20 protein-coding genes are annotated in these 16,042 nt (G+C 33.4%); 9 read left to right on the forward strand and 11 right to left on the reverse strand.

The genetic code is table 11. From position 1 onward, the window contains the following. Positions 1-29: 29 nt before the first annotated feature. Genes K1X16_RS01785 through K1X16_RS01820 form a run of 8 tightly spaced genes read right to left on the reverse strand, consistent with a single transcriptional unit; the run spans position 30 to position 5,295 of the window. Positions 30-977: a Fic family protein gene (locus K1X16_RS01785; protein WP_225034820.1), complete on the reverse strand. Its 948-nt coding sequence runs from the start codon at positions 975-977 to the stop codon at positions 30-32. A gap of 53 nt (positions 978-1,030) precedes the next feature. Continuing rightward, positions 1,031-1,786, reverse strand: a complete 756-nt coding sequence (locus K1X16_RS01790; protein WP_225034821.1) for a LytR/AlgR family response regulator transcription factor — start codon at positions 1,784-1,786, stop codon at positions 1,031-1,033. A 40-nt stretch (positions 1,787-1,826) separates the two neighbouring features. Then, positions 1,827-2,141: a 2TM domain-containing protein gene (locus tag K1X16_RS01795; protein ID WP_225034822.1), complete on the reverse strand. Its 315-nt coding sequence runs from the start codon at positions 2,139-2,141 to the stop codon at positions 1,827-1,829. Positions 2,142-2,188: 47 nt separating this feature from the next. Beyond that, on the reverse strand, positions 2,189-2,533 hold the full coding sequence (locus K1X16_RS01800) for a 2TM domain-containing protein (RefSeq protein WP_225034823.1): 345 nt from the start codon (positions 2,531-2,533) through the stop codon (positions 2,189-2,191). Between the two features lie 5 nt (positions 2,534-2,538). Continuing rightward, a complete protein-coding gene (locus K1X16_RS01805; protein WP_225034824.1) occupies positions 2,539-2,859 on the reverse strand; it encodes a 2TM domain-containing protein in 321 nt (106 codons plus the stop codon). A gap of 11 nt (positions 2,860-2,870) precedes the next feature. After that, positions 2,871-4,220, reverse strand: coding sequence for a histidine kinase (locus tag K1X16_RS01810; RefSeq protein ID WP_225034825.1), 1,350 nt, complete (start codon positions 4,218-4,220; stop codon positions 2,871-2,873). Positions 4,221-4,231: 11 nt separating this feature from the next. After that, complete coding sequence (locus tag K1X16_RS01815) at positions 4,232-4,855, reverse strand: tetratricopeptide repeat protein (RefSeq protein WP_225034826.1); 624 nt, start codon at positions 4,853-4,855, stop codon at positions 4,232-4,234. 17 nt (positions 4,856-4,872) lie between these two features. Next, positions 4,873-5,295, reverse strand: a complete 423-nt coding sequence (locus K1X16_RS01820) for a DUF2141 domain-containing protein (RefSeq protein ID WP_225034827.1) — start codon at positions 5,293-5,295, stop codon at positions 4,873-4,875. Positions 5,296-5,476: 181 nt separating this feature from the next. On the opposite strand from K1X16_RS01820, the gene K1X16_RS01825 reads away from it, so the two are divergent. The 6 genes from K1X16_RS01825 to K1X16_RS01850 all read left to right on the forward strand — a co-directional run bounded on the left by K1X16_RS01825 (position 5,477) and on the right by K1X16_RS01850 (position 9,846). Beyond that, positions 5,477-7,288 (forward strand): serine hydrolase, encoded by a 1,812-nt coding sequence (locus tag K1X16_RS01825; protein WP_225034828.1) that lies wholly within the window; start codon positions 5,477-5,479, stop codon positions 7,286-7,288. A 190-nt stretch (positions 7,289-7,478) separates the two neighbouring features. Further along, positions 7,479-7,718, forward strand: coding sequence for a type II toxin-antitoxin system ParD family antitoxin (locus K1X16_RS01830; protein WP_036578964.1), 240 nt, complete (start codon positions 7,479-7,481; stop codon positions 7,716-7,718). Next, complete coding sequence (locus tag K1X16_RS01835; protein WP_195870704.1) at positions 7,711-7,998, forward strand: type II toxin-antitoxin system RelE/ParE family toxin; 288 nt, start codon at positions 7,711-7,713, stop codon at positions 7,996-7,998. Before K1X16_RS01830 ends, K1X16_RS01835 begins: the two co-directional genes overlap by 8 nt. Before the next feature lie 167 nt (positions 7,999-8,165). Next, positions 8,166-8,393: a PLDc N-terminal domain-containing protein gene (locus K1X16_RS01840; RefSeq protein WP_225034829.1), complete on the forward strand. Its 228-nt coding sequence runs from the start codon at positions 8,166-8,168 to the stop codon at positions 8,391-8,393. 212 nt (positions 8,394-8,605) lie between these two features. After that, positions 8,606-8,800, forward strand: coding sequence for a hypothetical protein (locus K1X16_RS01845; RefSeq protein WP_225034830.1), 195 nt, complete (start codon positions 8,606-8,608; stop codon positions 8,798-8,800). Positions 8,801-8,883: 83 nt separating this feature from the next. Further along, on the forward strand, positions 8,884-9,846 hold the full coding sequence (locus K1X16_RS01850) for a TolB family protein (protein WP_225034831.1): 963 nt from the start codon (positions 8,884-8,886) through the stop codon (positions 9,844-9,846). 181 nt (positions 9,847-10,027) lie between these two features. Here the strand turns inward: K1X16_RS01850 and K1X16_RS01855 are convergent, their stop codons facing one another. Both K1X16_RS01855 and K1X16_RS01860 read right to left on the reverse strand, forming a co-directional pair. Next, positions 10,028-10,447, reverse strand: coding sequence for a nucleoside-diphosphate kinase (locus K1X16_RS01855; protein ID WP_195870707.1), 420 nt, complete (start codon positions 10,445-10,447; stop codon positions 10,028-10,030). A 53-nt stretch (positions 10,448-10,500) separates the two neighbouring features. Beyond that, complete coding sequence (locus tag K1X16_RS01860; protein WP_225034832.1) at positions 10,501-11,553, reverse strand: alkaline phosphatase D family protein; 1,053 nt, start codon at positions 11,551-11,553, stop codon at positions 10,501-10,503. An 86-nt stretch (positions 11,554-11,639) separates the two neighbouring features. Here K1X16_RS01860 and K1X16_RS01865 point away from each other — a divergent pair, with 86 nt between their 5' ends. Genes K1X16_RS01865 through K1X16_RS01875 form a run of 3 tightly spaced genes read left to right on the forward strand, consistent with a single transcriptional unit; the run spans position 11,640 to position 14,437 of the window. Continuing rightward, a complete protein-coding gene (locus K1X16_RS01865; protein WP_195870709.1) occupies positions 11,640-12,659 on the forward strand; it encodes a DHH family phosphoesterase in 1,020 nt (339 codons plus the stop codon). 34 nt (positions 12,660-12,693) lie between these two features. Beyond that, on the forward strand, positions 12,694-13,227 hold the full coding sequence (gene gldI / locus K1X16_RS01870; RefSeq protein ID WP_195870710.1) for a gliding motility-associated peptidyl-prolyl isomerase GldI: 534 nt from the start codon (positions 12,694-12,696) through the stop codon (positions 13,225-13,227). Continuing rightward, positions 13,220-14,437, forward strand: a complete 1,218-nt coding sequence (locus tag K1X16_RS01875) for a peptidylprolyl isomerase (protein ID WP_195870711.1) — start codon at positions 13,220-13,222, stop codon at positions 14,435-14,437. Before gldI ends, K1X16_RS01875 begins: the two co-directional genes overlap by 8 nt. Before the next feature lie 114 nt (positions 14,438-14,551). Here the strand turns inward: K1X16_RS01875 and K1X16_RS01880 are convergent, their stop codons facing one another. Next, complete coding sequence (locus tag K1X16_RS01880) at positions 14,552-16,015, reverse strand: aminoacyl-histidine dipeptidase (RefSeq protein ID WP_225034833.1); 1,464 nt, start codon at positions 16,013-16,015, stop codon at positions 14,552-14,554. Positions 16,016-16,042 lie beyond the last annotated feature (27 nt).

The following is a 16,042-nucleotide window of genomic DNA, read 5'->3' on the forward strand; positions in this document are numbered from 1 at the left end:
AACGATGTAATGTCTTTGTCTTCATATCATTATTTTCCTTTAGCATTAATATAACTAAGAACTGCTTCTTTGGTTGTGTACCAATTACGACCTTCTTTATGTGCATCAATTTTGCCTTGGCGCGCTAATAAACTTACGTATTCTTGGCTGTAAGGCACCTCTGGTTCTTCAACAATATTAGAAATAGCCTGATAGTCTTTATCAGAACCTGGAATAGCACTCATATATATGTTTAACGACCGTTCACAAGCTTGAGCCATTAACAGCATCAGTTTACTGTAATTACCATTATTAGCTTGGTTTAATGCTGCATAATATTTGGCTCTATCATTGGTTAAAATAATAGCTGGAGGAAAACCATGACGCATTAATAATAAATTCATAGCAAGCCGAATGGTACGGCCATTACCATCAAAAAATGGATGAATCCACACAAACTTATGATGAAACACCGTAGCCAACTCAATAGGATTAAGCCCTTGTGAATTTTCATTGATATAACTTATTAGTGAATCTAGGTACTCTGAAACTTTACGAGCATTAGGTGGCACAAAATTAGCACCAGAAATACGCACACCTGAGTTACGCAAACGACCAGCATAATCATCTTCTATAGAACGCAGAACCAAACCATGAAGCTCTAAAATATCTTTAGCATTTAAGACATAATCATCTCTAACTAATGCATAAAACTTATGAATTGCGGTTTCATGATTTTTAGCTTCAAAATGCTCTCGAAGAGATTTCCCTTTAATGGTAACCCCCTCTTGTAACACCATTTGAGTTTCACGTAAACTAAGTGTATTACCTTCAATACTATTACTATTATAAGTCCACTCTATAAGAAGGGCTTCCTTAATATTTTGCAATACAATATTGGGCAACGGTCTGGCAGCATTTAAAACCTGAACCTTGTCTAACAACCTACTAAATGTTGCGTCTAAATCTTTGCGATATATTGTGTTAACATCCCACATATCACAAAGATATACTTTTTATCGGATAACTACAAAAATGAATCTATCCGATATTATTCTAACCAGTTTTTAAAATCCTTCACGCGTTCTCTAGCCACAATAATATCCTGCTCATTAAAACGGTTTAGTTTTATTTGAAGTCGGGAATTGGTATAGCTCACCATATCTTTTATCGCATTGATATTCACATAGAATTTTCGGCTCACTCTAAAGAACACATCAGGTTCTAATTCGGCTTCCAATTCATCTAAAGTCGCGTCTAAAAGGTAATTACGCCCCTCAGACGTTGCAGCATAAGTACCTTTGTTTTCACTGTAGATACATTCTATATCTTCAATATTAATCAACTTTAAATGCTGACCAACTTTTACTGAAAAGCGCTTTTTATATTCGCGCTCAATCGGATTGACTAGTAGGTTTTTTATATCATTAAAATCTAGAGTGACCGACTGTTTTTGAGGTGTTCTTCCTTTGTATTTTTCAACAGCTGTTTTTAAATCCTCATCATCAATGGGTTTTAATAAATAATCAATACTATTGAGTTTAAAGGCTTGTAAGGCATATTCATCGTAAGCGGTTGTAAAAATTACGGCCGATTTAATATCAATAGCATCAAAGATTTCAAAAGACAAACCATCACTTAATTGTATATCTAAAAAAATCAAATCGGGATGCTCGTTATTTTGAAACCATTCAATAGATTCTTCAACAGAATGTAGCATGGTTTCAGCATTCATATCTAAAGCTTTTAACATGCGTTGTAACCGTCTTGCAGATGGTTTTTCGTCTTCTATAATAATTACATTCATTGATTTAATATTTCTAATTTATGATTAACTACTAATTACCTTATTCCCAAAACGTGGTTTCTTTTTCTTTGTCCTTCAGGAATTCTTCTGTTTTACGATCTTCCCAACTCTTTTTAAATAATTTTTTGTTTTTAAAAACATTCAATCCGTGGATAATAATAAAGACTGTCCAAGCGACAATAACACTTAAATTTAAGCTTATGATGTTGTTTTTATAAGGACCTGCAACAATATATAAATTATACAACAGAAGTGCTACAGCGATTAGGTAACATGTCAAGTGAATGTAAAAAAGTTTAATTCTCCTTACTTTATTCTTAGCTCTTATTAGCTGCTGTTTTTCTTCGTTAGTCATTTTCTATGTTTTACTGGCTATTTTGAATGCTTCAGACGTATAAAAACCTATTCCCAATTCTGCTCTTCCTTTTTCATAAACTCTTCAATTTTTCGCTTTTCCCATTTCTTTCCAAATAGAAAATTGGTGCCAAAAACGCCTAAGAAATGAAATGCCAATCCTATTCCCCAAAAAAGAGCTGTTGCATACGGTCCAAAGCTTAAAAATCCTGCACTAGAATTAACAGCTATCAGTATAATTAGAAACAAATTCACAATCACATAAACCGCCAAATGCCAGTAAAATCCAACGATAGCATCTACTTTTTTCTTGGCTCTTAAATAAGCTTCTTCGTTTCTATAATCTGTGGTTTCCTTAGGATCTTCGTAGGATTCTATATGATACTTTTCCATAACTCTTACTTTTTATTATGTTCTAATTCTTCATTCATAAACTGCTGTATCTTTCGTTCTTCCCAATCGTCGCCAACAATAAGTGGCAGTCCAAATACAGAAAACGCATGTATAGCAATTACCAAGCCCCAAACTATCCATGAAGCGTATGTTGAGAAACTAAAAAAAGCGTCTTCAAATGTTTCTCCACTGTTTGTACCACTCATTACTTTAACTGTTGTAATTATTGTGTTAATTACCATGTAAACTGCCAAATGTGTATAAAAACGTTTTAGCTTTTCAACTTTATTCTTAGCTTTTCTTAAGCTTGATGTGTTTGCTTCCATAGTTTTATAATTTATTTCCAACGTCTTGTTTCCTCCTCTTTACGCATGTACTCTTCAATTTTTCGCTTTTCCCATTTGGCTCCCAAAGCTCCATCATCTACAAATACTCTATACGCCTGAAAAGCTAAACTTAAACCCCAACCAAATGCTGGAAACCAAAACCACTGAATGGTCATATAAGAATACTTATACCATATAAATACTAAAAAAGGTATGACGCATACGTATGCAATTAAACTGTAGTAAAAACCTTTTAATTCCTCTACGCGTTTGCGAGCTCTTACATAATCGTCGTTAAGTCGCTCTTGTGATTTTTGAACTGTTGTCATGATTGATACTTGTTTTGTGAGCATAGGAATCGCAACTGCAAAATCCTTTTCTCGTTGATTGATGTGTACTTTTTTATTAGAAAGTAATTGGTACCGTTGCTTTATGTTTTCTAAACCAACTCCGCTACTCTTCTTTACAATTTGTTTGGGTTGAAGATTATTCATCACCACTAAATGATTGCCATCTTCATATATTTTTACATGTAATGGTTTACTCGATGTGACCATATTATGTTTTACCGCATTTTCTAAAAGCAACTGTAGTGACAATGGCACTACTTTACTTTCAGGATTTGAAGCTTTATCGGGAATTTCGAAAATAATGCTATCCTCAAATCGCATTTTTAAAAGCGACATATAGGTTCTGGCAAAGTTTAATTCCTCGTCAACGGTTACTAATTCTTTATTTTTCTGTTCTAAAACATAACGATAGACTTTAGATAACGACGTTGTAAATTTTTGAGCATTATCTGGATTTTCTTCAATTAAACTCGTAAGCACATTTAAACTATTAAACAAAAAATGCGGATCTAACTGATTCTTTAAAGCATCGAACTTAGCACTTGCTGTACCAGCAATAACCTTCTGTTCTTTTATCTTATTCTTTTGATAGCGATTATAGAAATAAACAATATGGAAAACAATCACAATGCTTAAGGTGATCCATAAACCAAAGGAATAGGCTTTCCATGATTCTTTTTCTACAAACGCATTAAAGTCATAACCGTAATAAAACACTGAAGTTCCTGCTCGTAATAGAAACAAACCAACTAAGGTGATACATGTGCTACCAATAATACCAATAATGATACGCTTAACGTAATCACCTTTGGTCCATGTTCGTCTTTCCATATAATCAAAAAACGCCATATTAGAATACCCTAAGACGAAGGCATATAATTGATAAAACCCAAATTGAATTAAAAAGTCATTAAAGGAATCGTATTTAAAACCATCTGATAAAAGGTTCCCAATTACAAATACCACACAGCCTATGGCGAATGTTAGACTAATTTTTTTTAATGACTTCATATAAGTTGTTATTAAGCTTTACAATCTTTAGCTACTGCTACAGCACGTTCTTTTCCCCAATTTGGATGAAGCTTGCTCTTTGGCTTAAAGGTATTAAAAAGTTCAATGGATGCTTCTATGGCTTTACAATAAGGTGCTGTATCTTTTCCAAAATATATAGCGCTTCCCATAGCCCATTCCGCTTTACCAAATGCTGCTCGTGGATTTGATGGATCTAAGGCTAACGCTTTTTCATAAAGCTCGGCAATTTTTGCACTATATTTCATACCGTAGGTCATCCCATCAAAAGCTACCCAATTAGAATATACGTGTGCTTGCATCACTAAAAGCTCTGCGTTGTTTTCACTTATAAGCATTGCTTCATCTATATGTTTTTGTGCTTTATCTAACTGTGCTTTTAAAACCGTTTCGTCTTTTGCTCCCCAGCTTTTTAAACTGTTAATTTGAGCTATATAATAATGTGGCAACCATTGTTTGGGTTCTGCTTTTGCAATGCGCTCAAACATATTTTCGGCTTCATCTGTTTTATTGGCTTGCCATAAATCAAAAGCTTTGGACATGCCTTTTTCAAAATTGGTTTGTGCTTGTGCAATTCCTGTAGTTATAAGAACTATGATAAGTAAAAGCTTTTTCATGGTGTTAGATTTTAAAATTATAGATGTATTGTGATTGATTTATTTTCGTTTAATTCAAATTTTGCATCTTTCCATCTTGGTGGTCCCATAATGCCTCTTGCATCATTAGAACAGCCATAGTCTTCAGATGGAAATCCGAAAAAATTGGTGTCTAATTTTCCATTATCATTTTCATCATGAAACATAGAAACTGCATAAGTGCCTTTAGGAATATCTTTAAAGACAACTGTACAAGACTTATTTTTGATATCGCTTACTTCGCCTTTATATGATTTATCCAAAAAATTAGTTGCCGTATCATAAAGTGCAATAAACATTTTACCATCATTGCTTTCTGCACCTTCAACTTTTACGGTAATGGTATAATTATTTTGAGCTGACGCTTGAAAACTCATTAACGTTACTAAAGACGAAATGATGATTCTTATAAGTGTATTCATGATAATTGATTTTGTTTGATACAAATATCGAATACAAGTGTTGGTTTTAAAAACTGATTTTACTGAATTGTTATTTTCTAATGATGAATTGTCTTTTTTTAAAATAAAAGTGAAAAAACAGTAACAAATAGTAACATTTTTATACTAATAAGCTAAATATCAACCTTAAAACCAACCAATAATGAAAAACAGACTATTTATAGTTGCATTAACACTGGTGTCTACATTAGTGTTTTCTCAAACTGACAAACGTTTAAAAGGCATAGAAAAACAATTCAATTCTGTATTAGAAAGCACAAAAGCACCTGGTTTTGCTGTAGCCATAGTAGAAGGCGACAAAATTATTTATGCCAAAGGGTTTGGATATTCAGATTACGAAAATAAAATTCCTGCAGATGCCAACACACTTTTCGCTATTGGATCCTCAACAAAAGCATTTACCTCTGCACTATTAGGATTACACAGAGAGGCAGACCAATTAACTTTTGACGATCGTCCGAGACAACACATTCCGGAATTAGAATTTTATAATGATGAAATGGATAATACCATCACCATAAAAGATTTAATGCGTCATAGTACAGGTTTGCCAAGACACGACGGTTCCTGGTATTTTTTCCCGAGCCATAGTAAAGACAGCATGGTTGCAAAAGTAAAATATCACGAACCATTTACCGGAGTTCGCGAACAATGGTATTATAACAATTTTGGGTTTTTGCTTCAAGGTGTAATTACGGAAAGAATTACTGGAAAAACATGGGAAGAAAACATTGAGAACAAATTCTTTAAACCTTTGGGTATGAATCGTTCAAAGACCACCATAGATGGTATGAAAACAAGTACCAATGCAGCCTTTGGTTACGAATTAGACAAGGATAGAAATATCACAAAAATGACATACTTCGATATTGCTGGCATGTCACCTGCCGGAAGTATTAATAGTTCTGTTAATGATATGAGTCACTGGTTAATGACTTGGATTAACGACGGAAAATACAAAGACCAACAAATTATACCAGAAAACTATATAAAAGAGGCTATGAGTTCTCAAATGATTGTTGCAGCAGGACTACCTTCTAAGGAATTACCAGATGCGCAATTCGCCAACTACGGTTACGGTTGGTTTTTACATTCTTATAAAGGCCATTACATGGTAGAACACGGCGGAAATATTGACGGATTTTCAGCGAGCGTGGCTATATTTCCATCAGATAGTTTGGGTATTGTGGTTTTAGCGAATCAAAATGGTTCTGCTGTACCAAGATTAATTAGAAATATCGCAGCAGATTATATGCTAAACGAAGCGAAAACCGAATGGGCAAAAAAACATAAAGAAGACACCGAAAAAGCATTAAAAATGCAGGAAGACGCTAAAGATGATCTAGAGATTTCTAATGTAAAAAACACAACTCCATCACATACACAATTAGATTACACAGGTACATTTAAACACCAAGGTTACGGTACCTTTGAAATTAAATCAGAAAACGATTCCTTATTTACTGAACTCAATGGTATAAAACAATATTTAAACCATTATCATTATGACACCTTTGAGTTTATTGATATTAAAAATGGAAAAGTAGATACCACAGCGATTGGTCATTCAACTAAAATAAACTTTAGCACCAATGTAGCTGGCGACATAGATTATGGACGCATAGAACTTGAAGGTTTATTAGATCCTATAGCCTTTAAACGAACACCAAATACCATTGCTATAGATGCTGAAACTTTAGAGCAATATGTTGGCGATTATGATTTAATGGGCACAGAAATTAATGCCTACATTAAAGACGAAAACGTACTCTATGTTTTTATTAAAGGCCAACCCGAATATGCGCTTATCCCAACCGCAACGCATAAGTTTAATTTTAAAACACTCGAAGGCTTTAAAATTGAATTCATAGAAAGTGACGACAAAAGTATTAATGAGGTAAAATTTATTCAGCCTAATGGTACCTTTGTCGCAAAACGGAAGCTAAAAGAGTAATGCATACGTAAGGTTACGTCTAAATAAATTGAATTTATTCCGTAATTTTATTTTTTTACAACTAGTAACTAAAACTTCTGTAAACAGCGGTTAATATAGGATATCGGTAGTAAAAGACACTGTATTACTAGTTGGCAACAATTTGGAAGTGATTCGTAATTGATGTATATTTACACCAAACAATAAAATTATGTCAAGACAAAGTATATCATTTACAGAACCTAACGACGAATGGCTGAAAGCACAAGTCAATGGAAAAGAATATTCAAGCAAAAGCGAATTAGTAAACGATTTAATTAGACAAGCGAGAAAACAACAAGTCGAAATTGATTGGGTTCGAACTAAATTGGAAAAAGCTGAAAATAGCGGATTTACAAGCGAATCGAAAAATGAAATTTTAGCTCAATCAAAAACTTTATTGAATGGCTAAATATCGATTAAGTAACGAAGCTAAAAAGGACTTAATCCGAATTCATCACTATGGAGTTAAAAAATTTGGAATGACTCAAGCGGATAAATATTTTGAATCATTCTTTGAATATTTTGAAATTATTTCCCAAAGGCCTTTTTCATTCGAGTCGGTTGATTATATAAAAAAAGACTACAGAAGATGTGTTTGCGGAACAGATAGTATTTACTATAAAATAAATAATGACGTTATTGAAATAATGGCAATTATCGGAAGACAAGATTTAAACGACATACTGTAATCTGAATAATAAAAACTGTTGCCAACACCGTGTATAATTCATTGCTAGTTATAGCCTACTTACGAAAGTCCTCACGGACATTCTATTCGGTTTTTATTTACTAACTTAGTTGCTTATCTACGGAACTAACCACACACTTAAACATTAGCTATAATGCTAAAAAGACTATGAACTACTTTTTAATGATTGGACCTTGGCAATTAATTTTAATCTTAATTACTGTATTTATTATAATTATACCAACGGTTATTGCACTAATTGATATTCTTAAAAATGAATTTTATGGAAACAATAAAATTGCATGGGTTTTAGTGGTTTTACTAGGGAATGTTTTAGGAGCACTTTTATATTTTATTATTGGAAGAAAACAAAAATTATCTGCAACGTATAATTAGAGTTTGACTTAAAAATTCTACGCTAAACGTTGTAGCTAGACTATGTAAACAATTTGAAGCAACAACTGAATTGCGCACTCACACCTGAATTAAAAACTGGTTTGTGCTTAATGCGATAATAGCATTTACTTTACATTCTATGAGCCGCCTACAATAGATGAAACAGCACCTAAGCCTTACCGAAAAACAATTTCAATCCGTTACTGCATCTAATGATTTACTTGAAATTTCCTAAAATACATCTTTGGATTATAGATGGAGGAATTGAATTAAAATTTAGGAATACGACGTTTAGTCTAGCTTGGAATCCAGACAAAGCATCGTTTATTTTTGAAAACAAGAAAAATGCAACTAATTTATACGTCGAGGTAAGATTACATTTATCTTTGAATTATAAAAACATCTAATATGGCATATGAATTATCAGCTTAATTCAATTTTAACCTGTAGCCATATGTAAGGAGGAGAGATTAACAAAGATTGAACAAAAATGAAAAATCTAGCAACACTTATATTGTCAGTTTTATTGATAAACTGTCAGAATAACACTAAACAAGAAAAAGAAAATTCTATAGATATTCATACAACAGCAGACAGTTTAACATTATTTGGAGAAAATGTAATTTCAACACCATTATATCAAAGAGATTTAGCAATTTCCCCACAAGGAAATGAGCTTATCTATACATTGGGTGATTACAAACAAAATAAACGATGCTTAGTTGTCATAAACCGAGAAAACGATAATTGGAAACAGGCTGAAATTCTAAATTTCTCAGGAAAATACCAGGATATAGAACCATTTTATACCAACAATGGTAACAGATTGTATTTTGCATCAAACAGACCTATTTACAATGATAAATCAAGAGACGATTATAATATTTGGTATAGTGACCGCATAAACGATAGTTGGTCAGAACCCATTGCATTAGATTCAATTATTAATAGCAGAAACGACGAGTTTTTCCCTTCCTTAAGTAATAACGGAAATTTGTATTTCACAGCAACAAGAGATAATGGAATTGGTAAAGAAGATATTTTTATTTCTGAATTTATCGATGGAGAATTTCAATCACCAAAACCATTGCCTACTGAAATAAACACACTATCATTTGAATTTAATGCCTACATAAATCCAGAAGAAAATTTGATTATTTTTAGTTCATTTGGAAGGTCTGATGGTTATGGTGGTGGTGATTTGTATATAAGTCGTAAAGACAAGTCAGGTAAATGGACAAAATCCAAAAACTTAGGAGAGTTAATCAATTCTGATAAATTGGATTATTGTCCGTTTGTAGATTGGAAGTCACGTAATCTCTACTTTACTAGTGAGAGAAAAACACTTAACAATAAGAAAATAGAAAATGTTGGGGAGCTAATAGAGTTCTCTAATAGTCCATTAAACGGATTTGGTAATATCTATAAAATAGGGTTTGACAAATTAGAGTAACAACATCAAACGTTTTATAACAGCATTAATCTGTGCCTATTATTAAGACAAAAAGATTAAACACCTACGGACGTTTAGATCATCAGAATGTTTAAAAAGCAAATTTTCAACTAAATTGTACCAATAAAAAAAGACCATCAATTAAGACAGTCTTTTTTTCAATATAATATCATGTTTTAGCTTAAAACATATCTCTACCAGCAAAATGGAAAGCGCTTTCAATAGCTGCATTTTCATCACTATCACTTCCGTGAACAGCGTTTTCTCCAATAGAAGCTGCATATAATTTACGGATAGTACCTTCTGCTGCATCAGCAGGATTAGTTGCACCAATTAAGGTTCTAAAATCTTCAACTGCATTTTCTTTTTCTAAAACAGCTGCAACGATTGGACCACGAGTCATATATTCTACTAACTCTCCAAAAAATGGACGTTCGTTATGTATTGCATAAAATTCCTCAGCATCTGCTGAAGTCATTTGTGTTAATTTCATTGCTACGATTCTAAATCCTGAAGCTGAAATTTTTTCTAATATTGCGCCAATGTGTCCTTTTTCAACAGCATCTGGCTTTAACATTGTAAATGTTCTGTTAGTTGCCATGTATTTTTTTTTAATGAGGTGCAAAAGTAATATATTTTAAAGGAAAAACAATACTAATATTTTTGCAAAATCTTCTGTTGTAGTACATTGTTTTCACCTCGCATTTCCATAGACACTGTTTTAGAATCAAAGTCAAATTTTAACAATCCAAAACTCTCTACTGAAACGACCTTCTCAACTCTATATGGATTTGGTTCTCCGCTAAAACCTCGATAAGCATGGGTTAATCCGCTTGATGTAAAATCGATTAAAGGGTAATCTAGTCCGTCTATTTCAATTTTAGAAAATTCTGAAATATGTCTATCGCCAGAAAGCAAAATAACACCTTTGGCATTCGATTCTACAATTAAGGACTTTAATTTATCTACTTCATGCGGAAAATTTCCCCAAGTTTCAAAACCATGTTCGCTAGATAAAAACTGAATACTACTTACTATAATATTAAAATCTGCTTTCGATGTGGTTAATTCTTTACCTAACCAATCCCATTGTGCTGTTCCTAAAACAGTACCTTCTCCATACGTGTTTGGCTGGTATCGTTTCTTTGATCCTTTTGCTTCAGTAAGTCCCGATCTAAAATAACGTGTATCTAAAACAATAATATTTAGCGTTCCTTTAGGAAGATTAATGAGTTCTGCATGGTAAACACCTGCTCTTTTTCGTCGTATATCGTTTTCATCAACCTCTAAGAAATCTAGCATTTCTATTTGACTCTCGCTTTTAGCACTAAACTCTTCACCTCCATCATTTAAACCATAGTCATGGTCATCCCAAGTTCCAAAAATCTTGGCAGATGCTTTCAACGTCACATAACCTTCTGTTTGCGATTGTGTTCTATAATTCTTTCGAAGCAAATCCATGTTATCCGTATCTGCATAAACATTGTCGCCACCCCAAATCCAAACGTCAGGATTATGCTCTAAAATGGGCTCCCAAAGTTTGTTTTCTAGCTTTTGATTATCACAAGATCCAAAAGCGATTGTATAATCAGAAAATACGGTATTCTCAGAATCAGCATTTTTTTCAACAGCAACGGTTTCTGTAGGTTTACAGCCAAAACTAAGACTAGCTATAAAACAACATATAAGAAATTTAGAGTAATTCATATTTTATTATTTTTGGCGTTAAAGATACTCTAAAAACCATTTACATAAATTTAAGCTTATGTTATTAAATTGTATCTTCGCGCACTATGACAAAAGAACAAATTTTAGAATTAAAAACACTACTAAACACACCAAATAACATTGTTATTGTACCGCATAGAAATCCCGATGGAGATGCCATGGGTTCTACACTAGGTTTATATCACTACCTTAAACAATACCAGCATAATGTTATAGTAATTGCACCAAATGACTATCCCGATTTCCTAAAATGGATACCAGGAGAAGAAACTGTTTTAAAATTTGAAACGCAACAAGAGGACAGCAATACACATATTGAAAACGCCGACATTATATTCACATTAGATTTTAATGCCTTTCATCGTGCAGGACATCAAATGGCAGACGTTTTAGAGCAGTCATCAGCAATTAAAGTAATGATAGATCATCATCAGCAACCAGACGACTATGCTAAATATATGTATTCTGATGTACGCATGTCTTCAACCTGTGAAATGGTTTATAATTTCATAGAAATGCTTGGCGATGACGCAAAAATCAATGCCACAATAGCAACCTGTCTTTATGTTGGAATTATGACAGATACAGGATCTTTCCGTTTTCCGGCAACCACCAGTAGAACGCACCAGGTTATAGGAAATCTAATTGAAAAAGGAGCCGATAATTCTCAAATACATAATAATATATACGACACTAATAGTTATAGTCGTTTACAATTATTAGGTAGAGCCATGCAGAATTTAAAAGTCATTCCAGAATTAAGAACCGCATATATAACGCTGACTCAAGCTGAGTTAGACGAGTTCAATTTTAAAAAGGGAGATACAGAAGGTTTTGTTAATTATGCATTATCACTAAAAGGTATTATTTTTGCAGCCATCTTTATTGAAAGTCAACAAGACCAAATTATAAAGATATCCTTACGAAGTAAAGGTGAGTTCTCTGTTAACGAATTTTCCAGAGCACATTTTAATGGTGGAGGTCATACCAATGCTGCTGGAGGACGAAGTGAAGACGATATGCTAACAACAATAAATAAATTTATTAGTATATTACCGCAATATAAACAAGATTTGAGCCAATGAAACCCCTAAATTGGTATCATTAAAATATGAAAATATGAAAAACCTACTCATACTCACTATTGTACTGTTACTGTGTTTCAGCTGTAAACCGCCAGAAGCACGACTACCAGAATCCGTTCAATCTGGTTCTTTCTTAAAAGCGTCAGCAGAACGCAATAAAAAGCTTAACGAATTAGAACACGAACAAATTCAAGATATAATAAAGAGTAATCCTGATAAAAATTACATCGCTTCAGAAAGTGGTTTTTGGTATTATTACAATACTAAAATGGAAAATGATACGATTCAACCACAATTTGGAGATGTCGTTCAATTTACATTTGATGTTTCAAATATTGAAGGAGATGAAATATATGCCAACACCAATAAAACCTATGTAATGGACAAGGAAGAATTGTTCACAGGGTTGCGTGAAGGTTTAAAACTCTTAAAACCTACTGAAACAGCAACATTTATATTTCCATCTCAAAAAGCCTATGGTTATTATGGAGATGAAAGTAAAGTAGGAACTAATGTTCCATTAATTTGTGAAGTAACTTTAAACACTATAACTAAAAGAAATGATTAAAAATGCACTAGCAACACTTGTTGTATTATTAGTATTATCGAGTACATCTTGTCAGGACAAATATCCCGATTTAGAAGAAGGACTTTATGCCGAATTTATAACCTCAAAAGACACCATGGTAGCGAAACTCTTTTATGAGAAAGCACCTGTAACCGTTGCAAATTTTGTGGCTTTGGCAGAAGGAAACCATCCTCTAGTAAAAGAAGACTTTAAAGGAAAACCTTTTTATGATGGCTTAACGTTTCATCGTGTGATGAACAATTTTATGATTCAAGGTGGTGACCCAACCGGAACAGGTTCTGGTGATCCAGGTTATAAATTTGAAGATGAACTTGTCCAAGAATTAAAACATGACAAACCAGGTATATTATCTATGGCAAACTCTGGTGTTAACTCTAATGGAAGTCAATTTTATATTACTGAAAAAGCAACACAATGGTTAGACGGCTATGATGCTAATGGTATTTTAAAAAACTGTGATAACCCAAGAGTATCATGCCATGCTGTTTTTGGCGAATTGGTAAAAGGGCTTAATGTGCTCGATACTATTTCTAATGTGAAAGTTGCCCCTAGAACTAACAAACCACTAGAAGACGTTGTAATTAATAAGTTAAACATTATTAGAATTGGTACTACAGCAAAAAAGTTTGATGCACCAAAAGTGTTTACTGAAGAATTACCTAAAATTAAAGAACGTGCTGCGGCTGCAAAAGCAGAAGCAGAGAAAAAAGCAGAAGCTGCAAAAGCAGAAGCGAAAGCTAAAGCGGATGCTGCAAAAGTTGAGTTCTTAAAAAAGAATGAAGAATTAAAAGGCCGTAAAATTGAATCTCCAACAGGTATGGCAATGATATTTACACATGAAAGCAATGGTGAAAAACCAAATGCAACGCAACGTGTTAATATTGATTGTGCTGGTTATTTAGAAAATGGAGAGCTCTTCTGGACGACCTTAAAGGATGTTGCTGAGAAAAATGGCAAATACGACGAAGGGTTTGACAAAGCTGGTCGTTATGTTCCTTTTGATATGCCATATAATGAAACAGCAGGTTTAATTGCTGGGTTTAGAGAAGCTATGCTTAACATGAAAATAGGTGATAAAGCTAGAGTTTTTATCCCTTATTATTTAGGTTATGGAGAAAGAGGAAATCCACCTGTTATTCCAGCAAGAGCCAACTTAATTTTCGATATTGAATTGGTAAGTATAAAGTAGTTTTATAATTATAACATATAAAAAAGCAGCCATTCGGAGATTTGAATAGCTGCTTTTTTTATAATGTATTAGACCTGTCAGGTTTTAAAAACCTGACAGGTCTTTTAATGTAAATTAAGCTTTAGGAATGTTTTTCAATATTTCTAATACAAATTCCCAATACTTCTGAGCAGATGAAATTTGTGCTCGTTCATCTGGCGAATGTGCTCCTTTAATATTTGGACCAAAACTAATCATATCCATTTCTGGGTAATGCGTGCCTAATATACCACATTCTAATCCTGCGTGACAAGCAGCTACATGTGGTTTCTCACCATTATTTAAGCGCTCATAAATTGGCACCATCACTTTTAAAATCGCAGAATCCATATTTGGTGCCCAACCAGGATAATCACCAGAAAGTTCTACTTCACAACCTGTTAATTCAAAAGTAGCACGTAATGTATTGGCTAAATCTAGTTTTGTACTTTCTACAGAACTACGCGTTAAACAACCAATTTTAATAGCACCATCTTTTACAATAACTCTAGCAATATTATTAGACGTTTCTACCAATCCTTCAATATCTGGACTCATTCTGTAAACCCCATTATGTGCCGCATACAATGCTCTAGTTAAACCTTCTTGCACACCTAGATCCATTATTTTTTCTGGAGTTTCTGTTTTAGAAACAATGACCTCTAGATCTGGTTCCATCGTTTTAAATTCTACTTTAAGCATATCTGCATTCTCCTTCATTTCAGCTTCAAAAGCCGCTTCATGCACAGCATCAACAGCAACGATTGCATTGCTTTCTCTTGGAATTGCATTGCGTAAACTTCCTCCATCAATTTCAGCAATACGAAGTCCAAAATTTTCAAAACCATCAAATAATAAACGGTTCATTAATTTGTTGGCATTTCCTAAACCTTCATGGATTTGCATACCTGAATGACCACCTTGTAAGCCTTTTACTGTAATAGTATAACCAGTTTTAAACTCAGGTGTTTCCTCTTCTTTATAATCTCGAGTTGCAGTCACATCTACTCCACCTGCACAACCTACTCCAATTTCATCATCTTCTTCGGTATCTAAATTTAAAAGGATATCGCCTTTAAGCAAACCACCTTTTAAACCTTTAGCACCTGTCATTCCTGTTTCTTCATCAATAGTAAACAAGGCTTCCAAAGCAGGATGCGCAATAGTATCACTTTCTAAAATTGCCATAATTGTAGCAACACCTAATCCGTTATCAGCTCCAAGTGTTGTGCCTTTCGCTTTAACCCAATCTCCTTCAATATGCATGTCTATACCTTGCTCATCGAAATTAAAAACCGTATCATTATTTTTTTGATGAACCATATCTAAATGCGATTGCATTACAATGGGCTTTCGGTCTTCCATTCCTTTTGATGCTGGTTTGCGGATAATAACATTACCAACTTCATCTTCTATGGTTTCTAAATTGAGAGACTTTCCAAAATCTTTCATAAATTGAATGACACGCGCTTCCTTTTTAGAAGGTCGAGGCACAGCATTTAAATCTGCGAATTTATTCCATAGTTGTGTAGGCTCTAGGGCTCTTATTTCTGAACTCATAAATCTTGTTTTTAGATTTGCAAAGGT

The sequence above is a fragment of the Winogradskyella sp. SM1960 genome, from assembly GCF_020179375.1.
In the GTDB taxonomy this organism is placed as follows: Bacteria; Bacteroidota; Bacteroidia; order Flavobacteriales; family Flavobacteriaceae; genus Winogradskyella; species Winogradskyella marina.